Source organism: Proteus terrae subsp. cibarius (genome assembly GCF_011045835.1).
Classification (GTDB): Bacteria; Pseudomonadota; Gammaproteobacteria; order Enterobacterales; family Enterobacteriaceae; genus Proteus; species Proteus cibarius.
Genome location: NZ_CP047349.1, coordinates 3,682,923 through 3,709,913 on the forward strand (window position 1 = coordinate 3,682,923; position 26,991 = coordinate 3,709,913).

Genomic DNA, 26,991 nt, shown 5'->3' on the forward strand with positions numbered 1-26,991 from the left:
TAAATAGAACAAACAAAAAACACCCTTTCAGGTGTTTTTTGTTTTATCGCGTCTTCAAAAATGAACTTAACGTTTTTTCTTTTTACGGCCAGGCTGAACAAAACGCTTACGGGAATTATTTTCCGTTTCTTTGGTTTTTGTTTGAGGAATATGAATACCCAATGCTTTTGCATTACTACTGATTTGTTTTTTCGGCTTATTTTGCTTTGGCTTTGGTGGTGCTTCAGAAGTTGATTTTTCAATCGCTTCAAATAAGGTAATTAGTTCATCATCGGTCAAATCACGCCATTCACCAACAGGCAATCCCGATAAACTCACATTCATAATACGAATGCGTTCAAGCTTAGTGACTTCATAACCAAAATATTCACACATACGACGAATTTGACGATTTAATCCTTGAACTAAGGTAATACGAAACACCATCGGCGCTTCTTTCTTAACCTTACATTTCTTGGTTTTTTGTCCCATGATAGGAACACCAGCACCCATTCCATGAATAAACTCATCTGTGATCGGCTTATTCACTGTCACAAGGTACTCTTTTTCGTGATCATTACCTGCACGTAGGATTTTATTCACTAAATCGCCGTGGTTGGTCAGGAAAATCAATCCTTGTGAATCTTTATCTAAACGTCCAATTGGGAAAATACGAGTACTGTGGTTAACATAGTCAACAATATTATCTTTTTCGCCATCATCTGTGGTACTGACAATACCCACTGGCTTATTCAGTGCAATCAAAACCAGCTCAGAGTTATCCTGTGCTTCAATCAATCGACCATTGACTTTGACTTCATCACCAGCAAATACTTGGTCGCCAATACTGGCGCGTTTGCCATTAATAAGGACAAGTCCTTGCTCAATATAACGGTCAGCCTCACGGCGTGAGCAGATCCCGCTTTCACTGATATATTTATTAAGACGAGTAGATAAATTGGTGTCCATGCTTCCCTCCGTAAACTGCGAAATATACATCAATTGGATAGCGATAGAAACACTATAAAATAAGCATCAAAGTATAGATTGATTATCCCCACACTTTAACGTAAGAAAAATAACAAAAATGTCTGTAAGAATGGTAAAAAATAGATTAAATTCAATACATTACAAAATACACGCTTAACACTGCTTATTTTGTGAAGGTAAAACAATATAAGTCCCACTAAAAACAGCACCGACACCTTCATCACCACAAATATCAACATCTAGCTTAATGCGGGCCTTACTGCCCTTCGCTAATCGCCCTAAATCCCCGCTTAAATTTTCCATATCTGCAACGGCTGCAGGGCGTCCTGATACAGGTTTGCGATAACGAATATGAGCATCCACCAGCACAATATCACCTTGCAGCTTATGCTCTCGCATTAATAGCCAAATCAATCCCCAACCTGTTAATGTTGCGAGTGAAAATTGGCTTCCTGCAAAAATAGTGTAATGAGGGTTTTGGTTTCCCGCTTCTGGGATAGTGGTATAAAAACGAGTTCCCGTATATTGAGTAATACGTAATCCCATTTTCTCACTTAAAGGTATATGTTGGTGCCACTGTTTTTGTAATTCAGCACACCAATCTGGTCGATGAAGAATGTCATCTAAAGACTCAATACTTTTTTTCATAAAAAAGTGCTTAATGGGTGTGGTTTGAGGGCCAGTGACTAGACCACAATTTTCATAACCCAATTTTTCAAAGAAGTTTACAGACTCTTCTCTTGCACTACACACGATCCGTTTTATACCTTCTTGGCGAGCCAATGATTCTAGCGCCATAGCGACAAGAGTGCCTAAGCCTTTACCTTGTGCATCGGTACGTACTGCCATAAAGCGGATAGCGCCTTCGTTATCCGCATTAATATAAAGCCGTCCAATCGCGACAGGTTGTCCAGTTTCATCGACAACCATTTGGTGATGAGCAAAGGTATCATAACCGTCTTTTTCAGAGCCTTCTGGTTGATGTAGAGGTTTACGAAGCATTTCCCAGCGAAAAGCATAATAGGCATCAAATTCCGCCTCTGTTTTTGGGGTTCGCAAATGGTACATATCAGAGCTCCTTTTAACATCACTATATGTTCGACGTTATACCTGCAACCAAAAGGTGACTGGACCGTCATTAGTCAGTGTGATTTGCATATCCGCGGCGAATTGGCCTGTTTGTGTTTCTAAACCTTGTTGCTGACATTGTTCTATAAAGTAGTGGTAGAGGTTTTTCGCTAATTCAGGGGGCGCACCATTCGAAAAACCAGGGCGCATTCCTTTTTGTGTTTCTGCTGCCAGTGTGAATTGAGAGACGACTAATAAACTACCACCTGCTTGTTGCACATTTAGGTTCATTTTATCGTTTTCATCGCTAAATATGCGATAACCGCACACTTTTTCACATAATCTTTTGGCTTTCTGTTCGTTGTCATCTTTCTCTACACCTAATAAAACCAACAAACCTTGATTAATAGCGCCGACTGTTTCACCAGCAATATCTACTTTTGCCTGTGTCACTCGTTGAATTAACGCGATCATACTCTCTCCAAAATAAATCAATAAAAAAGGATAACAAATTCAATCCATTGTTATCCTTACAATAGCATTATTCTTCTACAGGGAGAGAAAAATCATAATCTTTGAAATAATCAATGACTGTTTGTTTATCAATAACATGTACACCTTTCATACCCACAGCAATAGCTGCATCAACATTGGCTTTCACATCATCAAAGAAAACGGCATCTTGTGCTTCAATGTCTTCAGACTGTAAAACATACTTATAAATTTCAGGATCAGGTTTTCTCATACCGATATCTTGAGATAGATAGAGGAAATCGGCGGAGGCTGCTATTTCAGGATAGTGTTCAGGCCAGTAATTTTGATGTAAACGATTAGTATTTGATAACACCACAACCCGATGTCCTTGCTCTCTTAACTTATTCATTATATCAATGACTTCAGGGCGTAATGCGACGAAAATAGCTTGCCATCCTTCTGCAAACTGTTCAAAGCTTAAATTCATTTCTAATTCTGAACTGATTTCTTCTGCAAATTCGATGTCTGTAATATTACCGCGTTCGTGTAATTTAAAGATCTCTCCTGTGGTGAAGTTCTTTTTTATGTTCGCTAATGGAACACCACTGAGTTTACTCCATACTGCGAATACCCGGTTAAAATCGATATCAATAATCACATTACCCATATCAAAGATATAAAGCATAAATCCTCTCCATAATAGAAAACTCATTTTACTTTAATCATAAATCGCTTTACTGAACAGGCTTAAACGCTAAAAAGTACAATAATCACACTTAATTTTTTTGTAAAACATAAAACCAGAATAGGTGAAGATGAAAAATGAGACTAAAAGCATCATTATCTATGATGCATAATAGGGTGGATGATGACTTTTGATATTGATACCAGAAAAAAACACTTAAGTTGTAAATGTAAGTTGAGGAATAAAAGATAAGAAAAGAGATGAAAGAAGAGAAGAGAAAAACTTATGCGGTGGCAAATTTTCCACCGCATTCGTCTTATAGTACAACTAGTACCATATACTCTAAATAATTTAAGTTACAGCTAGGCGACTAATTAAGCGCAGCCAATTCTGTAACTTGAAGTATGACGAGTATAAACTCAGGGCGCTAACGCGCCCTAAGAATTATGTTATCAGAATAACGAATTAGTCTTTGCTACGGTAAGCCCGACGACGATCGTTTTCTGACAGATAACGCTTACGCAGACGAATAGACTGCGGAGTAACTTCAACTAACTCATCGTCATCAATAAATTCTAATGCTTGCTCTAACGTTTGCTTAATGTGTGGCGTCAGTGTTGTCGCTTCATCCGTACCAGAAGCACGCATGTTAGTCAGCTTTTTACCTGTTAAGCAGTTTACTGTTAAGTCATTAGAACGAGTATGAATACCAATGATTTGGCCTTCATAAACTTCTGCACCATGAGTAACAAATAATTTACCACGATCTTGTAAGCTATACAGTGCGTAAGCAACGGCTTTACCTTGACCATTAGAGATCATAACACCGTTATTACGACGACCGATTTCACCTGGACGAACATCATCATAGTGACTGAATGTTGCATACAGTAAACCAGTACCTGATGTCATAGTCATAAATTCAGTACGGAAACCAATCAGACCACGGCTAGGAATAATGTAGTCTAAACGTACACGTCCTTTACCATCTGGTTGCATATCACGCATTTCGCCTTTACGCTCACCCATCGCTTGCATCACATCACCTTGGTGTTGTTCTTCAATGTCGATAGTAACTTGTTCGAAAGGCTCTTGTTTACGACCGTCAATATCACGGAAGATAACTTTAGGACGAGATACACCTAATTCGTAACCTTCACGACGCATATTTTCAATCAGAACTGACAGGTGAAGCTCACCACGACCTGATACACGGAATGCATCTGGATCTTCAGTTTCTTCTACACGTAATGCTACGTTATGGACTAACTCTTTTTTCAGACGATCTAAAATCTGACGAGAAGTCACAAACTTACCTTCACGACCACAGAAAGGTGAAGTATTAACACAGAAATACATGCTAACAGTTGGTTCATCAACGGCTAATGCAGGTAATGCTTCAACAGCACCTGTTTCACAGATCGTATCAGAAATATTCAGTTCACCTAAGCCTGTGATTGCGATGATATCGCCAGCTTCAGCAACATCTACTTCGATACGTTCTAAGCCTAAATGACCTAACACTTTACCGACTTTACCGTTACGAGTATTACCTTCGCTATCGATGATAGTCACTTGCTGGTTAGGTTTAACCTTACCACGCTTGATACGACCGATACCGATAACACCTAGGTAGTTGTTGTAGTCCAACTGAGAAATTTGCATCTGGAATGTGCCTTCCAGATCAACTTTTGGTGGCTCTACATATTTGACAATAGCTTCATATAACGGAGTCATATCTTCAGCCATGTCATTGTAATCTGTTCCCGCAATACCGTTTAATGCAGATGCATAGATAATTGGGAAATCAAGTTGTTCGTCAGTTGCGCCTAAGTTTACGAACAGGTCAAATACCTGATCAACAACCCAGTCTGGACGCGCACCAGGGCGGTCAACTTTATTGATAACAACAATTGGTTTTAAGTTGTTAGCAAACGCTTTTTGTGTCACAAAACGAGTTTGTGGCATTGGGCCATCCATCGCGTCAACCAGCAATAGAACGCAGTCTACCATAGACATAACGCGTTCTACCTCACCACCGAAGTCGGCGTGTCCTGGGGTATCTACGATATTGATACGATAGTCATTCCATTTAATCGCTGTATTTTTCGCAAGAATAGTAATTCCGCGCTCTCTTTCGAGATCATTTGAGTCCATCACGCGCTCAGCAACGGTTTCACGTTCGCCGAACGTACCAGATTGCTGTAGTAATTTATCGACGATAGTTGTTTTACCATGGTCAACGTGGGCGATGATGGCGATATTACGCAAGTTTTCGATCACAAAATTTGCCTCAGGCATTGTAGAAATAAGCGCAGTATTGTACACGCTTTAGACGAGAGACTAAACAAGATCACAATAATGATTGCTTAACAATATGCAATTAATTGAATTGTGATCCTTTTCACGCCTCAGAATTTAGTAGCATCCGTTCGATTGCACCAAAACAGTGCAACTAATTAGGCTTAATTTGCACCAACTTTGTGCAATAATTAAAAAATCACAGGAGATATTCTACACTAAACTTCATCAATACAGTATATATCCCTTTTTAGATAAGTTGGCATGCTTTTCGCAATAGAATTTAGGTGAGCAAAAAATTCACCGAAAAATGTGTAAGGCCACTGCACTCAATAAAACCATTCGCCAGGAGAGTTCCTATGTCCCTTGAACATGTATTATCCATGATTGAAGAACATAAAGTTAGATATATTGACTTACGTTTCACTGATACCCGCGGTAAAGAACAACACCTTACTATTCCGGCTCATCAGGTTAACGATGATTTCTTTGAAGAAGGAAAAATGTTCGATGGTTCTTCTATTGGTGGCTGGAAAGGCATTAACGAATCAGACATGGTACTGATGCCAGATGCAACAACCGCAATGCTTGACCCATTTTTCCAAGATCCAACCCTGATTATTCGTTGTGACGTTTTAGAACCTGGCACAATGAAAGGTTACGATCGCGATCCACGTTCTATCTCAAAACGTGCTGAAGACTTTTTAAAATCAAGTGGTATCGCAGACACAGTGCTGTTTGGACCAGAGCCAGAATTCTTCCTGTTTGATGATATTCGTTTTAAAAACGATATTTCAGGTGCTTCTTACGCTATCAATGATATTGAAGCGGCTTGGAACACTAACACGAAATATGAAGACGGTAACAAAGGGCACCGCCCAATGGTTAAAGGGGGGTATTTCCCACTGCCGCCTGTTGATTCATCACAAGATATTCGTTCTACCATGTGTAACATTATGGAAGAAATGGGCTTAGTTGTTGAAGCTCACCACCATGAAGTAGCAACTGCTGGCCAAAATGAAGTGGCAACCCGCTTTAATACTATGACCAAAAAAGCAGATGAAACCCAAATTTATAAATACGTGGTACAAAACGTCGCTCACGTATTTGGTAAAACCGCGACCTTTATGCCGAAACCATTAGTTGGTGATAACGGTTCAGGTATGCACTGCCATATGTCACTGTCTAAAAACGGCGTAAACCTGTTTGCAGGCGACAAATACGGCGGATTATCTGAAATGGCGCTGTATTACATCGGCGGTATTATCAAACATGCTCGTGCATTAAATGCATTTACTAACCCAACTACTAACTCTTACAAACGTTTAGTTCCAGGTTTTGAAGCACCTGTAATGCTGGCTTACTCTGCACGTAACCGTTCAGCGTCAATTCGTATTCCAGTTGTTGCTAGTATGAAAGCACGCCGTATTGAAGTACGTTTCCCAGATCCGTTAGCAAACCCTTACCTTGCGTTTGCTGCGCAGTTAATGGCTGGTCTTGATGGGATTATCAATAAAATTCACCCTGGTGATGCTATGGATAAAAACCTCTATGACTTACCACCAGAAGAAGCGAAAGAGATCCCAACTGTCGCAGGTTCATTAGAAGAAGCATTAAATACATTAAATGCAGATCGTGAATTTTTAACTCGCGGTGGCGTATTTACTGATGATGCTATTGATGCTTACTTAGAGTTATTACGAGCGGATGTTCAACGTGTACGTATGGCTCCGCATCCTCTTGAATTTGAAATGTATTACAGCGCTTAAGACTATTTTTACTAATAAACACTTAAGCCTAGATGTAAAACTGTTTTTTTTGCCGTGAAGCTATTTTGCCCATCTTCGGATGGGCACTTTTCTCCCACTTAAGGAGTCAGTCTTTTCACTTACGCATTGGTTCATTAATGTAATAAAGGTAAGATGCACTAAAATGGTGCAATGGGGTATTCAATATGGAAACGGCAGACTTACCTGACAACACATTAATTTTAGACTCACTGATACACTCTGTATTAGTTATCAATAAAGAGTTTATTATTTGCTACGCAAATCATTCTGCGTTACAGGTTTTAGCACAAAGCCGTCGAAAATTATTTGAAACGCCTTTCACTGCCCTTTTCAGCTATTACTCTTTTGATGCTGATTTAATGCGTGAAACATTAGCGAATGGACAAAGCTTTACCGACAATGAAGTGATATTGGTTGTCAATAACCAACCACACACAATGTCGCTCAGTGCCCAACCTATTTCCGAGCAACATATTTTGCTGGAACTGGCGCCTATGGATAGTCAACGCCGGTTAAGCCAAGAGCAGATCCAACAAGCCCAGCAAATGGCTGCTAGGGAATTGGTTAGGGGGCTGGCACATGAAATAAAAAATCCATTAGGAGGATTACGGGGCGCGGCTCAGTTGCTGGCAAAATCCTTACCTGATCCAGCATTAACGGAATACACGCAAGTCATTATTGAACAAGCTGATCGCCTACGTGTGCTGGTGGACAGATTACTCGGCCCTCAACATCCAGGGACAAAAACACATCAGAGCATTCACCATGTTGTTGAGCGCGTTGCTCAGCTTATTTCACTTGAATGCCCTGAAAATGTCACCTTACTAAAAGATTACGATCCGAGCTTACCTGAGTTATCTCATTACCCAGATCAAATAGAACAAGTACTCCTAAATATTACACGTAATGCGTTACAAGCCGTTGAAAAAACAGGAGGGACGATTATTTTACGTACCCGTACTGCTTTTCAAGTCACACTTCATGGCGAACGCCATCGCCTTGTTGCTCGCATTGATGTGATTGATACCGGTGATGGTATTCCTCCTCATCTGCAAGATACACTTTTTTATCCCATGGTTAGTGGTCGAGAAGGTGGCAATGGGTTGGGGTTATCTATTGCACGTAATTTAGTGGATCAGCATGCTGGTAAAATTGAATTTACTAGTTGGCCCGGAAATACTGAATTTTCTATTTATTTACCAATTAAGTAGGAGATAACCAATGCAAAAAGGAAATGTATGGGTTGTTGATGATGACAGCTCTATTCGCTGGGTACTTGAACGCGCTATTTCTCGTGAAGGTCTGTCATGTAAAACCTTTGAACATGCGAATGATGTACTTAATGCACTTAATGCAGAAATACCTGATGTATTGTTATCAGACATTCGCATGCCTGATATTGATGGTTTATCTCTTCTAAAAATAATTAAAGAACAATACCCAACTCTGCCCGTGATTATTATGACAGCACATTCTGATCTCGATGCTGCTGTTAATGCTTATCAACAAGGGGCATTTGATTACTTACCAAAGCCGTTCGATATCGACGAAACGTTGGCATTAATTGATCGCGCCATTACTCATTATCGTGAGCAAAAACAACCGAATACCAATGAAACTTCGTTGCAATCAGTTTCAGATATGATTGGTGAAGCTCCTGCAATGCAAGAAGTTTACCGTATTATTGGTCGGCTCTCTCGCTCTTCAATTAGTGTACTGATTAATGGGGAATCAGGGACAGGGAAAGAGTTAGTGGCACATGCATTACATCGCCATAGCCCAAGGGCTTCCTCTCCTTTTATTGCCTTAAATATGGCAGCCATCCCTAAAGATTTGATTGAATCAGAGCTTTTTGGTCACGAAAAGGGTGCATTCACAGGGGCTTCTCAAGTACGTCAAGGCCGATTTGAACAAGCGAACGGTGGCTCATTGTTTCTTGATGAAATTGGCGATATGCCTCTCGATATTCAAACACGTTTACTGCGGGTTCTTGCTGAAGGGCAATTCTATCGAGTCGGTGGTTATGCCCCTGTAAAAGTCGATGTGCGTATTATTGCCGCTACACATCAAGATTTAGAAAAACGAGTTCAAGTAGGCGATTTTCGTGAAGATCTCTATCATCGGCTCAATGTAATACGCATTCAGTTACCTCCATTACGCGATAGAACCGAAGACATTCCCAGCCTAGCGCGCTATTTTCTACAAAAAACAGCTAAAGAATTAGGTGTCGAAACCAAAGTGCTTCATCAGCAAAGTTTGCAAATAATGATGGAATACAACTGGTCAGGTAACGTCAGACAATTAGAGAATGTGTGTCGCTGGTTAACCGTAATGACGGCAAGCCAAGAGATTATGCCTCAAGATTTACCACAAGAAATTCGCCAACCAGATGAGAAAGCCAAAAATATCAGTCGAATTGCATCTTCTCAACATTGGTCACAACATCTTTCATTATGGGCAGATGAAGCATTAGGGGAAGGGAAAGAAAACATCTTAACAGATGCCCTACCTCAATTTGAACGCACGCTATTACTTAGTGCCTTGGCATACACACAAGGGCATAAACAAGAGGCAGCAAGATTATTAGGTTGGGGTAGAAATACATTAACCCGTAAATTAAAAGAGTTAGGGATAGAGGAATATTGATCCTCTACCCTCTTCATCGATTAAATAACACGCGAGAATTGGCGTTGGCGCATTTGATTTCGTAAATAAGTATCAAAACACATACAGATATTACGAATAAGCAAACGTCCTCGTGGTGTAACTTGAATACCATCTGCTGTTATTTCAACTAAACCGTCATCCTTCATTGGCACGAGTAATTCTAAATCTTCTTTAAAGTAGTCATGGAAGACAATATTGTGCATTTTTTCAATATCTGAAAAATGCAGACTAAAATTACAAATTAAGGTTTTAATTACATCTCGGCGAATACAATCATCATTAGTCAGAGATAAACCTCGCCATAGTGCATTCCCTTCACTATTTACACGCGCATAATACTCTTTCAATACTTTTTCATTTTGCGCATAGTTATCGCCTAACATACTTATTGCAGAAACTCCCATACCTAATAAGTCACACTCTTCATGAGTGGTATAGCCTTGGAAATTACGATGTAAAATACCTTTGCGCTGAGCAACTGCTAATTCATCATCAGGTTTAGCAAAGTGATCCATACCAATAAACTGATAGCCGTTTGTTGTCAGCGTAGAAATTGTTTCTTGTAATATTTCTAATTTTTCTTCAGCTAAAGGGAGATCTTCATCTTTAATTTTACGCTGGGCGGCGAATAAATTAGGCAAATGTGCATAATTGAAAACACTCAATCTATCAGGTGATAATTCAATAACGCGTTTTAATGTAAAGGCAAAACTCTCTTTAGTTTGCTTAGGTAAACCATAAATTAAGTCAATGCTAGTGGAGTGAAAACCCACTTCACGCGCACGCTCTACCAATGCAAAAATAAACGCTTCATCTTGCTCTCGATTGACTTTTTGTTGTACTTCTTTATTGAAATCTTGCACACCCATACTTAGGCGATTAAATCCTTCATGACGCAGATGGTCGATAACATCTAGCTCAATTTCACGAGGATCGATTTCAATAGAGAGTTCTGCATTATCAACAAAATGAAAATGATGGCGTAATAGCGAAACCAATCGGCTAATTTGTTGCTTATCCAGAAAAGTAGGTGTACCCCCACCCCAATGCATCTGAGTCACTTTTCTGTCTTTAAAATAACGAGCTCTGTTAATAATTTCTTTTTCTAAAACATCAAGATATTCATCTGCCTTATGTTTATGCCGCGTGATAATTTTATTACAGCCGCAGAAATAGCACAGCTTATGGCAGAAAGGAATATGAATATAAAGCGATAAAGGGCGCTCAAGATAACGTTGAGTCGCTTTGATAAAATCATCATCGCCATATTGCTGATTAAACTCTAATGCTGTTGGGTATGATGTATAGCGAGGACCTGAATAGTTATACTTATGGATCAGGTCAAGATCCCAAATAATTGTTTGTTCTGACATGCCTCTACCTTCCAAAAGTGAACCGCTGATATTTCATACCAGCTAACAGACATTATGAATATCTGAAAGAGTAGTGTAACCAATAAATCAGGAACTGAATATGATCGAAAGGGGTATCGTATAAATCCCTTTCTTCTTATTGATAGGCGATAACACTCAAATACACGACGTGATGTAAATCACATTATGTAAAAATAATCTTATCCATTAAAGAAATTCATGAATAAATTAAGTTTATTCAATATGTTAGTAATTTCAATTCATACTGAAATATCAGAAGAAAACTTTTACGCCGAGTTTAAAACGATATATTACTCAAAATACGATTTAAATTAATTAAATATCTCGTTATATTAGTTTTATTATTCTTTTATTCCCTCTTAATTCGATGATTATAATAATAGTAACAATTATATCTTTACCTAAATTATAATATTACATATCCTAGAGACAAACATTGATTAATATCCAACTAAGTCGTGTTTTGATTTAAATTTGAGGCTCATTTAAAGAATAAAGGTCGCTATATTACAAGGAAAGATAGCATCCCCCATACCTTATCTTATTCTAATTGACGTTTCTCTTATTTAATCAGTCTCTTTTATATACCCGAATTATGGATTATTAACCACGGAAGGAAACGGACTAGCAACCAAGGATGGTTTATCTCTTCAATAACAATTCATCTCTTTTATTCACTCTTCTATTTGACGTTTATCTTACAATAAATATATGTAGTATTACCTAGCATCAAATAAGAATAATTATTATTTATTACTTATAAATAAAATAAGACTCTACTTATTCTAAAGTTAATAAGCAGAGCCTTTCTCTTTATTATGCTTATTTTATAGCATTTATTTATTCTGCTTCTTTACCATAATTAGGAGAACGAGGGCCATACAAAATACCATTCGCATTTCCAGCAGAAAGTAAACGGACACTGGTTATGCCTGCAATTTGATAGCTTTTATCTGATACTGTATTCACGATTTGATTCACAACCGCTGAAACCAGCATCCCGACTAAACTACTCGATGAACCTTCTGTTTCTGTACTTGATGCCGTTGCAGAGCTGCTCCACAACACACCACCATTACGAAGATCAACAAGCTTAGCAGCAACAGTAACTCTCGTATCACTAGAAATAATTTGATATGACGTTCCAAATTCTGTGATATCTAAGTATAAAACAGTATCAGCACCAAAGATTTCACGTAATTTATTAGGACTTACTGCATGAATATCCCCAGCCATTGATAAGCCATTTTGTTTAAATGTCTCTTCAACGACAGCTACAGGGAACACATAATATCCTGCTTCCGCCAATGGATATGTCACTTGAGATAAGAAACTGTGTCCAGCTCCAACTTCTGTTGTATGGTTTTGAGGCACCAAGACTAAAATGCTTTTTGGTTTACTCTGTCTAAATGCGGAGTAATCTGTTTTAACAGGCTGGGCACAACCCGTTAATATCAGCGCAAAGGCCAAACAAATTAAAGTGAATAAGCGACTCATTTTTGCATTCCTTTATTTTTCATCAAGCGATCCATAAATTCCGCTGATTCTGGGTAAAGTGCTTTCTCTTCACTAAATTCAGCCATAGCTAAATCTAACGCACCCGTTGCACCGTATAACATACCTAAATGTGCATGTAATCCTGGTGGAATACCCAATGATTTGGCACGAGAAAGCTCAATACTTTTCTTTAATGCATCGATTTGTGCTTGAGGATCACTTTCACTTTGCTGATAGTACTGATACACCACTTGTTGATAACTATCCCAGTTATAAAGTGGTTTAGGGCCACTTGCACAGCCCGTCAGCAATAATGCCCCCAAAACAAGGCTTATTAATGATTTAGACATCGTTATATCCTTATAAAATGTGCATTATTTTGAAGGCTGCCAAGCATTACTTTCAATACCTGCAACTAAGTTATTAACCGCTTCACGAATAGCTAAATCAAGCACTTTACCGTTAAGTGTTGAGTCATAGCTTGCTGTTCCACCAAACCCAATGATTTCACGATTAGAAAGCTCGTATTCACCCGCACCTTGAGATGAGAACACCACTTCTGAGGTATTCACATTCACAACGTTTAAATTCACTTTGGCATAAGCAACTTGTGTTTTACCTCGGCCTAAAATACCGAATAATTGGCGGTCACCAACTTCTTTACGGCCAAATTCAGTGACATCGCCAGTGATAACATATGTTGCACCTTTTAACTGTTGGCTTTGTCCTTTAATGCCAGCTTCTTCTTTTAATTCAGATAAGTTAGCTCTATCTAATACATTAAAACGCCCTGTTTGCTGTAATTGCGTCATTAAAATCGTTTTAGATTGATTTCCTAATCTATCTACTCCATCAGAGAATATTCCATTCATATAACTAGAACGGTTATCAAACTTACCAATAGAAATAGCGCTCTTAGTGCCCGTATAAGTTGTGTTATAGGTTGCAACTTTAGCCACTTCTAAAGAGCGTGAAGATTCTGATGCACACCCTGCAAGTAATGATGCAGAAACCAAGATCAAACCAAGCGATAATTTATTTAAATTCATATTAATAACCCAATAAAGGTGAAATAAACCCATAGATATTCATTCTATTAATTGAAATAGAGTTGATATAAACGGAAATAATAATTTTCAGTTTTAGCTCATATAGCCCAAACTTATAAACCTCAGTAATAATAAGGTTAAAAGATAAGTCAACTCTTATTTATAATATAAAGGCAATCAGCGACGGGGAGAATAGAAGATAAGTGATAAAAATCATAACAAATAAATATAGAGATAAAATAGAGGATCCTTTATCTATTATTTTATCAATATCACTTAAGTCAGTTTAAAATTGAACTGATAAAAAAATGAAAAAGAATTTGTACAATGTTGCTATTTAATTAGTTTTTATAAATATCTTTATCTAAAAAAAATATCTAAATAACGTGTAATAAAAACGTGATATAACCAATATTGGTTATATCACGCTCATTATTTTCATCCTTTTTACCAACTAATACCGTAGCAATAAATGCGCTCTTAGCGTTTTTTTCCAAATGCCGCAGCTAAAGCGTCACCCATTGCACTATTTCCCGCATTATTACCATTATTTATTGACTGGCGGTTATTACGAGTTGGTTTCTGTCCTTTGTTGTTTCTAGCTGAATTCGTGTTATTTGATGATGATTGTTTTTTATCACTATCACCTGCGACTTCATCTAAACGCATAGTCAGTGCAATGCGCTTACGAGCTAAATCAACCTCTAGAACTTTAACTTTAACAATATCGCCCGTCTTCACCACTGTGTGTGGATCTTCAATAAATCGGTCGGCTAAAGAAGAGATATGAACCAAGCCATCTTGGTGTACACCAATATCAACGAATGCACCGAAATTAGTCACGTTAGTCACAGTTCCTTCAAGGATCATCCCACTGACTAAATCATTCATCGTTTCGACACCCTCAGCAAAGGTTGCAGTTTTAAACTCTGGACGTGGGTCACGCCCTGGTTTTGCTAACTCTTTTAAGATGTCATTAATTGTTGGTAAACCAAATTGCTCTGTAATAAATGCTCTAGCATCTACTTGTGAAATTAGGGCGCTATTGCCCATCAAATCATCAATTTTTTGATGTGTAGATTGCAGGATATTTTCAACTACTGGGTATGCTTCAGGGTGAACCGTTGAGGCATCTAGTGGATTTTTACCATCACGAATACGTAAGAAACCAGCGCATTGCTCAAAGGCTTTCGGCCCTAAACGCGCCACTTTAAGCAGCTGTTTTCTATCAACAAAACGACCGTTTTCATCACGCCAACTAATGATATTTTGAGCAATAGATTGGCTAAGTCCAGCAACTCGCGTTAATAACGGCACTGATGCTGTATTTAAATCAACACCAACACCATTCACACAGTCTTCAACGACAGTATCAAGTTTTCTCGCTAATAATGTTTGGCTAACATCATGCTGATACTGGCCAACCCCAATAGATTTAGGATCAATTTTCACAAGTTCAGCCAAGGGATCTTGTAAGCGACGCGCGATAGAAACCGCACCACGGATAGAAACATCCAAATCAGGGAATTCATTAGCCGCAAGCTCTGACGCTGAATACACCGATGCACCTGCTTCACTGACAATCACTTTCTGCGCTTTGACTTCTGGGTAGCGTTTTACTGTTTCAGCGAAAAAGCGCTCTGTTTCACGAGATGCCGTACCATTACCAATCGCCACCAGTTCAACATTATGCTTAATACACAACGCAGCGACACTTGCCGCCGCTTTATCTGCTTGTCCTGTATGTGGATAAATAGTATCTGTGGCAATTAATTTACCAGTGCTATCAACAACCGCAACTTTAACACCGGTGCGTAAACCAGGATCAAGCCCCATTGTGGCACGCATACCAGCAGGAGCCGCCATCAGTAGATCATTAAGATTACGAGCAAAAACATTAATCGCTTCTTCTTCCGCTTTTTCTCGTAATTGGCCCATCAATTCTGTTTCAATATGCATTAAAACTTTAATGCGCCAAGTCCAACTAACAACAGCTTTACGCCAGCTATCAGCAGGTTGATTATTTAAACGTAATCCTAAATGTTCCGTGACCAGTTGTTCACCGTAGCTCTCTTTAGGCGCTTCTTCAAATTGTGGATCTGGATTCAGTGATAATTGAAGGATCCCTTCATTTCGACCACGAAACATCGCTAATGCACGGTGAGAAGGAACATTCGCGATAGGCTCATGGTGATCAAAATAATCACTAAATTTCGCTCCTTCGACTTCTTTGCCTTCAATCACTTTGGCAACAAGATGCGCATTTTTCCATAAATATTGACGAACTTTTGCTAATAATCCGGCATCTTCTGAAAAACGCTCCATTAAAATGTAACGCGCACCATCTAAAGCTGCCTTCGTATCATCAACACCTTTTTCTGTGTTGATATAAGCGGTTGCCGTTTCTTCTGGATTATTTTGTGGTTCATTCCACAGTAAATCCGCTAAGGGTTCTAATCCATTCTCAATCGCAATCTGGCCACGGGTACGACGTTTAGGCTTATAAGGAAGATAGAGATCTTCCAATTCTGTTTTGCTTTGAGTTTCATTAATTGAAGAACGTAATTCTGGTGTCAGTTTTCCTTGTTCTTCAATTGATTTTAAAATAGTTTGGCGGCGATCATTGAGTTCCCGTAGGTAACCGAGGCGAGTTTCTAATTGACGTAATTGCGTATCATCTAATCCGCCTGTGACCTCTTTACGATAACGGGCAACAAATGGCACCGTATTCCCTTCATCCAGTAACGTTATGGCCGAAAGGACTTGCTGGGGCTTAACCGAGAGCTCATCTGCAATAATTCGGCTTAATGATTCATTCATAAAATATTTACCTACCGAGAGGAATAATTAAAAAAGATGGCTATTATACACGCAGAGCACTAAAAAAATTTGGCAAATTTCCCATCTAGCTCGACAATTATGAGGAAATTAACAGATTATTTTAACATTCACGCTATAGTACCTTTATGAAATTCAATGTTGATGATAGTTTTTATTCGTAATGGCAAAAAGTAACTATATTACTCGTGATGGCTGGTATGCCTTAGACAAAGAGCTAAAATATCTTTGGAAAGAAGAGCGACCGCGTGTTACACAATCGGTTTCAGAAGCAGCTGCTCAGGGCGACCGTTCAGAAAATGCTGAATATATTTATGGAAAGAAGCGATTACGTGAAATTGATAGACGTGTTCGTTTTTTATCAAAACGTCTTGATGAATTAAAAATCGTTGATCCTGATCCTCGCCAAGAAGGAAAAGTCTATTTTGGTGCTTGGGTCACACTTGAAGATGATGACGAAAATGTCAAAACCTTTAGGCTTGTGGGTCCCGATGAGTTTGATCCAGCAAAACAGTGGATTTCTATTGATTCCCCTGTTGCCAGAGCGCTTATTGGTAAGCAAGTTGACGATGAAATTTGTGTGCAGACACCAGGTGGTGAAGTTAATTACTGCGTATTATCTATCAAATATTATTCGGAATAAGATAAATAAATAGTTTTATCCCCTTCAGTAAAGCGAATGAACAAGTTTTATCTATAAATTATTAACATTTATTCTTTGGTTTTGGTTTAATATTCTTAACGATGATAGAATTCGCTAATAAAAGCATTTGCACTTCGGGAGCTTAAAAAATGCAAGAAAGTTATAAAGTGCTAATCGTGGATGATGATTTACGTCTGCGTTCACTCTTAGAGCGCTATTTGACAGAGCAGGGTTTTCAAATCCGTACTGCTGCAAACGCCGATCAGATGGATCGTCTGCTCACTCGCGAATCTATCCATCTTATTGTGCTCGATTTAATGCTTCCAGGTGAAGATGGCCTATCTATTTGCCGTCGCTTAAGAAGCCAAAACAACCCTATCCCTATTATTATGGTTACAGCAAAAGGGGAAGAGGTTGATAGAATTGTTGGACTTGAAATTGGTGCTGATGATTACATATCAAAACCATTTAACCCAAGAGAATTACTCGCACGTATTCGTGCCGTTCTTCGTCGTCAAGCGAATGAATTACCTGGCGCACCTTCGCAAGATAACGCCATTATTACTTTTGGTAAGTTCAAGCTAAATCTGGGTACACGTGAAATGTTCCACGAAGAAGAGCATATGCCTCTGACTAGTGGTGAATTTGCTGTATTGAAAGTGCTGGTATCACACCCTCGTGAACCTCTTTCTCGTGACAAATTAATGAGCCTTGCTCGTGGTCGAGAATACAGTGCTATGGAGCGTTCAATTGACGTTCAAATCTCTCGTTTACGTCGCATGATTGAAGAAGATCCAACACACCCTCGTTACATTCAAACGGTTTGGGGTCTTGGTTACGTCTTTGTCCCTGATGGAACCAGTGCTCAATGAGAAGGCTGAGGCTTTCTCCTCACAATAAACTAACACGCTCGTTATTTCTGGTTATCTCGCTCCTCTTTTTTAGCTTGATAGCCAGTTATATCGTTGTGCAACACCTTATTGTTGGGCCAAGCCTTCAGCAATTTAATAAAGTATTAGCGTATGAAATACGTGCTTTAATGCCTGAGGAACTGATCCTCGTTGATGGTACCCCACTAAAAATTTCCCCTGCTTTACGTAATAAAATCTATAACGAATTAGGCATTTCTTTCTTTGATAAAAAAGCAGCACTTGAAGAAGGGCTTTATTGGGCAAAAATAGATGATGAGTTAAGTGAGCAGATGACTGAACATCTGGGGGGAAAAACCGAAATTTGGATCGAAAACACGCTGGAATACCCTGTTTTATGGGTCAATACGCATATGTCGCCCTCGCTTTGGATACGTGTTCCGTTGACTGAATTAGGGCAAAATTTCTTACTCCCTGTTTATCGACAAGCGATCATTTTTATTATTATCGTTGTCGCTTTTTTCTGGCTCTATAGCCGTTTTCAAAATCGCCCACTAAATGAAGTGGAATATGCAGCGCGTCGCATTGGAAAAGGGGTTATTCCTCCTCCCATTCCTGAATCTGGCTCTTCTGAAATGCGCTCAATTATTCGAGCCTTTAACCAGATGTCATCAGGAATTCGCTCATTAGATAATGATAGAACACTCGTTATGGCAGGTGTCAGCCATGATTTGCGTACACCATTGACGCGAATTCGTCTGGCAACTGAAATGATGAGTCCCGAAGATAGCTACCTCGCAGACTCTATCAATAAAGATATTGAAGATTGTGATGCCATTATTGGGCAATTCTTAGACTATATGCGCACAGGTAAAGAGATGTCTTTAGAACTATGTAATATGAATAATCTATTACAAGAAGTCATTTCAGCCGAATCTAATTCGGGAAAAATCAGCGAAGAACATCTTCATCCTGAGCCTATTAATATCACAGCTAACCCTATTGCAGTAAAACGAGCACTCGCCAATATGATTGTGAATGCCACTCGCTATGGTAATGGCTGGATAAGCGTTTCAAGTGGAAAAAATGAAGAGTATGCTTGGTTCCAAGTTGAAGATGATGGTCCCGGCATTCCACAAGAAGATAGACAACGTCTTTTCCAACCATTTGTTCAAGGTGAACAAGCGCGTAGCTCAACAGGTGCTGGTTTAGGATTATCTATTATTCGCCGTATCATGGATGCCCACGGCGGTTATGTTGAGCTTGATGATAGCGTTAAAGGCGGATTACTTATCCGTGCTAACTTCCCATTAAAAGAGCGCAATGATGAGGACGATTAGTCCTCTCTATTCAAGTATTGAAGTGCTTTTTTATTACGCCATTTCCATTCTAATTTCTCTCCTCCTACAAATATTTCATCATTTTTTTGCTTTGTCATAAAACTGTCACAATTAAGACATTTAATTGTCATCAAACTGACCTATTGTCTGTGCGTACCGTAACCGAAGTTGATAGATGTCGAAAATTATTCTACCTATCCCACAGGAGGGATTATGAAACTGATGCGTACCACCCTGACTAGTGTCATTGCCGCTGCGTTTTCAATGACCGCTCTTTCTGCACAGGCAACGACCTCGCTGACTGGTGCTGGCGCAACGTTCCCTGCCCCAGTTTATGCTAAATGGGCAGATTCCTATCAGAAAGAAACGGGTAACAAAATTAACTACCAAGGCATTGGATCCTCTGGTGGTGTTAAACAAATCAATGCAAATACTGTTGATTTTGGTGCTTCTGATGCACCATTAACAGACGAAAAATTACAAGCTGATGGTTTATTCCAATTCCCTACCGTGATTGGTGGCGTTGTTATGGCAGTCAATATTCCTGGTATCAAATCAGGTGAACTGACCTTAGACGGCGATACTATCGGTAATATCTATCTAGGTAAGATCCAAAAATGGAACGATCCTGCCATTAGCAAACTCAATCCGGGCGTAAAATTACCAGACCAGAATATCGCGGTTATTCGCCGTGCTGATGGTTCAGGAACATCTTTCGTTTTCACTAGTTATTTATCAAAAGTAAATAGCGCATGGAAAGATGAAGTAGGCGCTGGCTCTACTGTTAAGTGGCCGACAGGCTTAGGTGGAAAAGGGAATGATGGTATCGCAGCATTCGTTCAACGTGTACCAGGTTCAATTGGTTATGTTGAATATGCTTATGCGAAACAAAACAACCTTGCTTATACTAAATTAGTCACAGCTGATGGCGAAGTAATTGCACCAACAGCAGATAGCTTTAGTGCCGCAGCAAGAAAAATTGATTGGAGCAAAAGCTTTGCACAAGACCTAACTAACCAGAAAGGTGAAAATGCATGGCCGATTACTTCAACGACCTTTATCTTAGTGCATCAAAAACAGCAAAATGCAGAAAAAGGTAAAGAAGTGCTGAATTTCTTCAATTGGGCTTACGACAAAGGTAATCAAGAAGCGAAAAATCTAGATTACGCCGTATTACCAGTCGAAGTTGTAGAACAAATTCGTGCAGCATGGAAAACTAGTATTAAAGACAGTAATGGTAAGCCGATTTACTAATAAAATCGGTAGCCATTAAGAGATAAGTTAACGTTCACCCCCTGCTAAACAGGGGGTAATAAATTAAAAGAGGCTTTATGGCCGAGCATACAACGGTAATAAAGGCCCCTAGTAAACGAGGGGACGTTATTTTCAGCGCACTGGTTCGTCTAGCTGCGTTGATTACACTTTTGCTTTTAACAGGTATCATTGTTTCACTGATTTTCGCCTCATGGCCAAGTATTCAACAATTCGGCCTTTCATTCTTATGGTCGAAAGAGTGGGATCCTCCTGCTCAGGAGTTTGGGGCATTAGTGCCTATTTACGGCACCATTGTAACGTCAATCATCGCGCTGGTTATTGCCGTTCCTGTCAGCTTTGGTATCGCTCTTTTCTTAACTGAATTAGCCCCTAATTGGTTAAAACGACCGTTAGGTATCGCTATTGAGTTACTCGCGGCTATTCCAAGTATTGTCTATGGTATGTGGGGGCTATTTGTTTTCGCACCGCTCTTTGCAACCTATTTCCAAGAGCCTGTAGGCAATGTGCTTTCTTCTATCCCTATCGTTGGCGAGCTTTTCTCAGGCCCTGCTTTTGGTATTGGTATCTTAGCTGCGGGCGTTATCCTCGCTATCATGATCATTCCTTATATTGCGTCTGTAATGCGCGATGTGTTTGAACAAACGCCTGTTATGATGAAAGAGTCTGCCTACGGCATTGGCTGTACAACATGGGAAGTGATTTGGAATATCGTTCTACCTTATACCCGAAATGGCGTTATCGGTGGTGTGATGTTGGGATTAGGACGCGCCTTAGGTGAAACTATGGCAGTAACCTTTATCATCGGTAATACCTACCAATTAGACTCCGCCTCGCTGTTTATGCCGGGTAACAGTATTACGTCTGCATTAGCGAACGAATTTGCTGAAGCAGAAACGGGATTACACACTGCCGCATTAATGGAATTAGGGCTTATCCTGTTTGTCATCACCTTTATCGTCCTTGCGATTTCTAAGTTTATGACATTACGTTTATCAAAAAATGAAGGAGCGCGCTGATATGTCTAAAACATCCTCTTCTTCATTGCGAGTTCAAACAGAAAACGAATTGCGTGTACGCCATAAACGCCAACTTTGGCGTCGTCAAAAAAACCGTATCGCACTGTTTTTGTCTGTCTCAACCATGGCATTTGGTCTTTTTTGGTTAACGTGGATTTTATTCTCCACCTTCACCAAAGGCTTTGATGGTATGTCATTAGCCCTTTTCACAGAGATGACTCCGCCACCTAATACGGAAGGTGGTGGATTGGCAAATGCTATTGCCGGTAGTGGATTACTCATCCTTTGGGCAACCGTGATTGGAACACCATTAGGCATTCTTGCAGGGATTTATCTTGCTGAATATGGTCGTCGCTCATGGCTTGCTGAAACCACACGTTTTATTAACGATATCTTGCTGTCAGCGCCATCCATTGTTGTCGGGCTCTTTGTCTACACCATTGTTGTCGCACAGATGCAGCACTTTTCAGGATGGGCAGGAATTGTCGCCTTAGCGTTATTGCAAATTCCTATTGTTATTCGCACCACTGAAAATATGTTGAAGTTAGTGCCTGATAGCTTACGCGAAGCCGCTTACGCATTAGGAACACCAAAGTGGAAGATGATCTCTAAAATCACCTTAAAAGCCTCGGTTTCAGGCATTATCACAGGTGTGTTATTAGCGATTGCGCGTATTGCAGGCGAAACTGCACCACTGTTATTTACTTCACTATCAAATCAATTCTGGAGCACAGACTTAAACGAACCGATAGCTAACCTACCTGTGACTATCTTTAAGTTCGCCATGAGTCCTTTCGCAGAATGGCAAGAGCTTGCCTGGGCTGGCGTATTACTTATCACCCTCTGTGTTCTATTTATCAATATTATTGCGCGCGTGCTATTTGCTAAACGCAAGCACGGTTAACGCAGAAAGTTAAGCAAGAGAGACGTTGAATGATTATGGCTAATGATAACGCAGGAAATAAAATTCAAGTTCGTGATTTGAACTTCTACTACGGTAAATTCCATGCGCTGAAAAATATCTCTTTAGATATTGCCAAAAATAAGGTAACTGCATTTATCGGCCCTTCTGGCTGTGGTAAATCAACCTTACTGCGTACTTTTAATAAAATGTATGAGCTTTATGGTGAACAACGTGCAGAAGGTGAAATTCTGCTAGATGGCAACAATATCCTGACAGATAAACAAGATATTGCGTTATTACGCGCCAAGGTCGGAATGGTATTCCAAAAACCAACCCCTTTCCCGATGTCAATCTATGACAACATCGCCTTTGGTGTACGTTTATTCGAAAAATTGTCTCGCGCTGATATGGATGAACGAGTTCAGTGGGCTTTGACTAAAGCCGCATTATGGAATGAAACTAAAGATAAATTACATCAGAGTGGATATAGTCTTTCTGGCGGTCAACAACAACGTTTATGTATAGCACGCGGTATCGCTATTCGTCCTGAGGTTTTATTACTTGATGAGCCTTGTTCAGCACTTGACCCAATCTCAACAGGTCGTATTGAAGAACTTATCAGTGAACTCAAATCAGAATATACCGTAGTTATCGTGACACATAACATGCAACAAGCAGCACGTTGTTCTGATTACACAGCATTTATGTATTTAGGTGAGTTAATTGAATTTAGCGATACGGATACGTTATTTACGCGTCCTGCAAAAAAACAAACTGAAGATTACATCACTGGGCGTTATGGCTGATAACGAGGCAATAAATGGATAATTTAAATCACAATAAGCATATTTCTGGTCAATTTAATGCTGAGTTAGAGCATATCCGTACTGAGCTGATGGTTATGGGTGGGCTTGTTGAAGAGCAACTGAAAAAAGCTGTTATGGCAATGCATAATCAAGACCAAGCATTGGCAAACGAAGTTATTCAAGGTGACCATAACGTCAATATGATGGAAGTCGCTATTGATGATGCGTGTATGCGAATTATTGCTAAACGCCAGCCAACAGCGAGTGACTTACGTTTAATTATGGCGATATCAAAAACGATCGCTGAACTAGAACGTATTGGCGATGTTGCTGAAAAAATCTGTAAAACCGCACTTGAAAAGTTTTCACACCAGCATCAACCACTGCTCGTGAGCTTAGAATCTTTAGGCCAACACGCTATACAAATGCTTCACGATGTTCTTGATGCCTTTGCGCGTATGGATTTAGATGAAGCAGTACGTATCTATCGTGAAGACGCTAAAATTGATAACGAATATGAAGGTATCGTCCGTCAATTAATGACTTATATGATGGAAGATCCTCGCACCATTCCTAGTGTACTCACCGCACTATTTTGTGCGCGTTCTATTGAACGTATCGGCGACCGTTGTCAGAACATTTGTGAGTTTATTTTCTATTACGTAAAAGGTCATGATTTCCGCCATTTAGGAGGCGACCAAGTAGAAAAAATGCTAACAAGAAGTGACGACAGTAACGCTTCTAAATAAATTTCTCTCTCTTTTTCTTCTCTTCAAAACAGCGACATAATTGTCGCTGTTTTTTTTATTCACTCATAAATGAATACCGTTCTAGCTCAACACTTTTTCTCATCTTATTCCTTAAAAGCATATTCATATCAATTTTTATTATTTTATGAACTTAGATCAACTTGATAGCGTGATATCCAACATAACGATGATAATTCTTTTCTTTGGGGTGAATAATGAAATTACGTGTCTTGGCAACAGCATTAATTGCAGGCTCTGTGCTTTTCTCTGGTATTGCAAAAGCAGATAAACTTGATGATATAAAAAAAGCAGGTGTAGTACGTATCGCGATTTTTGACAGTAATCCTCCGTTTGGGTTTATTGATCCTCAAACCAAAAAACTTGCAGGTTATGATGCAGATATCGCCAATGAGATCGCCAAAGATCTAGGTGTAAAACTGGAACTGCGTCCAACAAACCCAGCAAACCGTATTCCACTTTTAAGCTCTAAAAAAGTCGATTTAATCGCGGCGAACTTCACCATTACCGATGAACGCGCTAAGCAAGTTGATTTCTCTGTTCCTTACTTTGCAACCGGACAAAAATTTATTGCACGTAAAGGGGTTTTAACTAACCCGGAACAAATCCACTCACTGCGTATTGGTGCAGATAAAGGTACTGTTCAAGAAATCACATTACGTGAACGCTATCCTGACACCAAAGTTATCTCTTATGACGATACACCACTGGCTTTCGCTGCATTACGTAACGGTAACGTACAAGCTATCACACAAGACGATGCGAAATTAGTCGGTTTATTAGCAAATCTTCCTGATGCCATTAAAGCCGATTTTGAAGTGTCATCATTTAGTATCACCCGTGAATACCAAGCAGTTGCAGCTGCTAAAGGTGAAGAGCGTTTAATTAACGAAATCAATAACACTCTATTAAGATTAGAAAAAGAAGGTAAGGCAGACGAGATCTACAATCGTTGGTTTGGTCCTGAAACAAAATCGGCTCAACCTCGTGGTGATTTTAAATTTGCCCCACTATCAGAGCAAACACCACAATCTTGATCGTTAAAGCGTAATAACTTTCTTCTTTCATCAAAAAAAAGTTATTCCTTTATTAAAACACCTACCCCGCCTTTGCGGGGTTTGGTGTCTACAATAGGCCTATTATATGTTTGAGCAATTTCTTTCACATTACCTTCTTGAGCCACACTATTTAAGTTGGCTCTGGAATGGTTTTCTAATCACCTTGCTTATCTCTTTTTGGACTATTGTCATTGCAACATTAATGAGCTTTGCCCTTAGTGCTGCAAGAGATAGTGCTTTTACACCATTACGCTGGTTAGCCACGGCTTATACTTCGCTGTTTCGTAACACTCCGCTGTTAGTACAGTTATTCTTTTGGTATTTCGCATCAGGCGAAATTCTGCCACAAAGCGCCATGATATGGTTAAACACGCCTCATGAGATTGCATTTTTAGGTGTAACCCTTTCTTGGCCTTCTTTTGAGTTTTTAGCGGGCATTGTGGGTCTGACATTTTACTCAACGCCATTTATTGCCGAAGAGCTAAGAGCCGGTATTCAAGGTGTTAAACAAGGGCAAAAATATGCCTCTTTAGCATTAGGTCTAACGCAATGGCAATCTATGCGTTATGTGATTTTACCCCAAGCTTTTCGTATTGCTCTGCCCCCATTATTGGGTCAATACATGAATGTAATAAAAAACTCATCACTGACTATGGCTATAGGTGTTGCGGAGCTTTCTTACGCATCAAGACAAGTCGAAACAGAGTCTTTACGCACCTTTGAAGCCTTTGGGGTTGCAACGATTCTCTATATTGCAGCAATCGCATTGATGGAAGCTTGGGGACAATGGCATCAGCAACGTAAACTAGCACAAGGGTATTAATATGGACTTTACTGTTATTGCTGATAACTGGCAGTACTTACTCTTTGGTGCTTATCCTGACGGGCCTTTAGAAGGTGCAGCACTGACCATCTTTATCAGTATCATTGCTGGTATTGCATCAATTATTTTGGGTACATTAGGTGGCATTGCTTTGGCTATGCTTAGGGGCGTCTGGGTTAACCTTTTTGCGGCTTTTTTAGGTTTTTTCCGTGCAATTCCCGTCATTATGTTGATATTTTGGGTCTATTTTTTATTGCCTGTTATATTAGGGATGGAAATACCTGAAATCACCACGGTAATTTGTGCGTTAGCTTTAATTACATCGTCTTATATTGCGCATGGCGTTAAAGCCGGTATTTTGGCGATTGGAAAAGGGCAATGGCAAGCAGGGTTATCGCTAGGTTTTAATCGCTGGCAAGTGTTGTGGTATATCGTATTACCACAAGCATTACGCATGATGGTACCTTCGTTTATTAATCAGTGGATAGCCTTAATTAAAGATACTTCACTAGCTTATGTAGTGGGTGTGGGTGAGCTTTCTTTCTTAGCGACCCAAGTTAATAACCGCAGTATGGTTTATCCAATGGAAGTTTTTCTATTCGTTGCTTTTATCTATTTTATTCTCTGTTTTTCATTGGAAATTATTGCCAATAGAGTGGCTAAATTATTCTCAACACAAAAAGAGAAACGCCCTTTTTGGCAAATGGTGTTGCCGATAAAAAAGAGACAATTTGTTGAGAAGAGTTTAGGTTAATGCA

The 26,991-nt window shown here is 39.5% G+C and carries 24 protein-coding genes; 14 read left to right on the plus strand and 10 right to left on the minus strand.

Annotated features, from left to right (window positions below):
• Window positions 1-66: 66 nt before the first annotated feature.
• From rluF to typA, 5 genes are all read right to left on the minus strand, one after another.
• Window positions 67-948 (minus strand): 23S rRNA pseudouridine(2604) synthase RluF, encoded by an 882-nt coding sequence (rluF, locus tag GTH25_RS16875; RefSeq protein ID WP_075671297.1) that lies wholly within the window; start codon window positions 946-948, stop codon window positions 67-69.
• A 174-nt stretch (window positions 949-1,122) separates the two neighbouring features.
• The gene (gene fabY / locus GTH25_RS16880) at window positions 1,123-2,037 is read right to left on the minus strand and encodes a fatty acid biosynthesis protein FabY (RefSeq protein ID WP_075671286.1); all 915 of its coding nucleotides are present in this window, start codon (window positions 2,035-2,037) and stop codon (window positions 1,123-1,125) included.
• A gap of 36 nt (window positions 2,038-2,073) precedes the next feature.
• Window positions 2,074-2,511 carry a D-aminoacyl-tRNA deacylase gene (gene dtd, locus GTH25_RS16885; protein ID WP_072064855.1) on the minus strand — a complete coding sequence of 146 codons (438 nt, stop codon included), beginning with the start codon at window positions 2,509-2,511 and terminating at the stop codon, window positions 2,074-2,076.
• Between the two features lie 67 nt (window positions 2,512-2,578).
• Window positions 2,579-3,196: a glucose-1-phosphatase gene (gene yihX, locus GTH25_RS16890; protein WP_075671284.1), complete on the minus strand. Its 618-nt coding sequence runs from the start codon at window positions 3,194-3,196 to the stop codon at window positions 2,579-2,581.
• A 465-nt stretch (window positions 3,197-3,661) separates the two neighbouring features.
• Window positions 3,662-5,497: a ribosome-dependent GTPase TypA gene (typA, locus tag GTH25_RS16895; protein WP_075671282.1), complete on the minus strand. Its 1,836-nt coding sequence runs from the start codon at window positions 5,495-5,497 to the stop codon at window positions 3,662-3,664.
• Between the two features lie 359 nt (window positions 5,498-5,856).
• Here typA and glnA point away from each other — a divergent pair, with 359 nt between their 5' ends.
• The 3 genes from glnA (at window position 5,857) to glnG (ending at window position 9,933) form a co-directional block, all read left to right on the plus strand.
• Window positions 5,857-7,266, plus strand: coding sequence for a glutamate--ammonia ligase (gene glnA / locus GTH25_RS16900; RefSeq protein ID WP_075671280.1), 1,410 nt, complete (start codon window positions 5,857-5,859; stop codon window positions 7,264-7,266).
• A 185-nt stretch (window positions 7,267-7,451) separates the two neighbouring features.
• Entirely contained in the window at window positions 7,452-8,498 is a 1,047-nt protein-coding gene (gene glnL / locus GTH25_RS16905; RefSeq protein WP_164530761.1) for a nitrogen regulation protein NR(II), read from the plus strand.
• Window positions 8,499-8,508: 10 nt separating this feature from the next.
• The gene (gene glnG / locus GTH25_RS16910) at window positions 8,509-9,933 is read left to right on the plus strand and encodes a nitrogen regulation protein NR(I) (protein ID WP_075671276.1); all 1,425 of its coding nucleotides are present in this window, start codon (window positions 8,509-8,511) and stop codon (window positions 9,931-9,933) included.
• Between the two features lie 20 nt (window positions 9,934-9,953).
• On the opposite strand, the gene hemN is transcribed toward glnG, so the two are convergent.
• The 5 genes from hemN to GTH25_RS16935 all read right to left on the minus strand — a co-directional run bounded on the left by hemN (window position 9,954) and on the right by GTH25_RS16935 (window position 16,714).
• Entirely contained in the window at window positions 9,954-11,327 is a 1,374-nt protein-coding gene (gene hemN / locus GTH25_RS16915) for an oxygen-independent coproporphyrinogen III oxidase (protein WP_075671274.1), read from the minus strand.
• 861 nt (window positions 11,328-12,188) lie between these two features.
• Complete coding sequence (locus tag GTH25_RS16920) at window positions 12,189-12,845, minus strand: DUF799 domain-containing protein (protein ID WP_164530762.1); 657 nt, start codon at window positions 12,843-12,845, stop codon at window positions 12,189-12,191.
• Window positions 12,842-13,195, minus strand: a complete 354-nt coding sequence (locus GTH25_RS16925; protein WP_075671270.1) for a DUF4810 domain-containing protein — start codon at window positions 13,193-13,195, stop codon at window positions 12,842-12,844. The genes GTH25_RS16920 and GTH25_RS16925 overlap by 4 nt, the downstream gene beginning before the upstream one ends.
• 24 nt (window positions 13,196-13,219) lie before the next feature.
• Window positions 13,220-13,894: a CsgG/HfaB family protein gene (locus tag GTH25_RS16930; RefSeq protein WP_164530763.1), complete on the minus strand. Its 675-nt coding sequence runs from the start codon at window positions 13,892-13,894 to the stop codon at window positions 13,220-13,222.
• A 480-nt stretch (window positions 13,895-14,374) separates the two neighbouring features.
• Entirely contained in the window at window positions 14,375-16,714 is a 2,340-nt protein-coding gene (locus GTH25_RS16935; RefSeq protein ID WP_075671268.1) for a Tex family protein, read from the minus strand.
• Window positions 16,715-16,895: 181 nt separating this feature from the next.
• On the opposite strand from GTH25_RS16935, the gene greB reads away from it, so the two are divergent.
• The 11 genes from greB (at window position 16,896) to GTH25_RS16990 (ending at window position 26,987) form a co-directional block, all read left to right on the plus strand.
• Window positions 16,896-17,375, plus strand: coding sequence for a transcription elongation factor GreB (gene greB / locus GTH25_RS16940; protein WP_075671266.1), 480 nt, complete (start codon window positions 16,896-16,898; stop codon window positions 17,373-17,375).
• 149 nt (window positions 17,376-17,524) lie between these two features.
• The gene (ompR, locus tag GTH25_RS16945) at window positions 17,525-18,247 is read left to right on the plus strand and encodes an osmolarity response regulator transcription factor OmpR (RefSeq protein WP_075671264.1); all 723 of its coding nucleotides are present in this window, start codon (window positions 17,525-17,527) and stop codon (window positions 18,245-18,247) included.
• The gene (gene envZ / locus GTH25_RS16950; protein WP_075671262.1) at window positions 18,244-19,584 is read left to right on the plus strand and encodes a two-component system sensor histidine kinase EnvZ; all 1,341 of its coding nucleotides are present in this window, start codon (window positions 18,244-18,246) and stop codon (window positions 19,582-19,584) included. Before ompR ends, envZ begins: the two co-directional genes overlap by 4 nt.
• A 213-nt stretch (window positions 19,585-19,797) precedes the next feature.
• Window positions 19,798-20,838: a phosphate ABC transporter substrate-binding protein PstS gene (gene pstS, locus GTH25_RS16955; RefSeq protein WP_075671260.1), complete on the plus strand. Its 1,041-nt coding sequence runs from the start codon at window positions 19,798-19,800 to the stop codon at window positions 20,836-20,838.
• Between the two features lie 77 nt (window positions 20,839-20,915).
• Complete coding sequence (gene pstC, locus GTH25_RS16960; RefSeq protein WP_075671258.1) at window positions 20,916-21,875, plus strand: phosphate ABC transporter permease PstC; 960 nt, start codon at window positions 20,916-20,918, stop codon at window positions 21,873-21,875.
• A 1-nt stretch (window position 21,876) separates the two neighbouring features.
• Window positions 21,877-22,779: a phosphate ABC transporter permease PstA gene (gene pstA, locus GTH25_RS16965; protein WP_075671256.1), complete on the plus strand. Its 903-nt coding sequence runs from the start codon at window positions 21,877-21,879 to the stop codon at window positions 22,777-22,779.
• A gap of 29 nt (window positions 22,780-22,808) precedes the next feature.
• Complete coding sequence (pstB, locus tag GTH25_RS16970) at window positions 22,809-23,585, plus strand: phosphate ABC transporter ATP-binding protein PstB (RefSeq protein WP_006534565.1); 777 nt, start codon at window positions 22,809-22,811, stop codon at window positions 23,583-23,585.
• A 14-nt stretch (window positions 23,586-23,599) separates the two neighbouring features.
• Entirely contained in the window at window positions 23,600-24,334 is a 735-nt protein-coding gene (phoU, locus tag GTH25_RS16975) for a phosphate signaling complex protein PhoU (RefSeq protein ID WP_075671254.1), read from the plus strand.
• 215 nt (window positions 24,335-24,549) lie between these two features.
• Window positions 24,550-25,389, plus strand: a complete 840-nt coding sequence (locus GTH25_RS16980) for an ABC transporter substrate-binding protein (RefSeq protein WP_036933789.1) — start codon at window positions 24,550-24,552, stop codon at window positions 25,387-25,389.
• A gap of 106 nt (window positions 25,390-25,495) precedes the next feature.
• The gene (locus GTH25_RS16985; protein WP_075671252.1) at window positions 25,496-26,233 is read left to right on the plus strand and encodes an amino acid ABC transporter permease; all 738 of its coding nucleotides are present in this window, start codon (window positions 25,496-25,498) and stop codon (window positions 26,231-26,233) included.
• Window position 26,234: 1 nt separating this feature from the next.
• Entirely contained in the window at window positions 26,235-26,987 is a 753-nt protein-coding gene (locus GTH25_RS16990) for an amino acid ABC transporter permease (RefSeq protein ID WP_075671250.1), read from the plus strand.
• Window positions 26,988-26,991 lie beyond the last annotated feature (4 nt).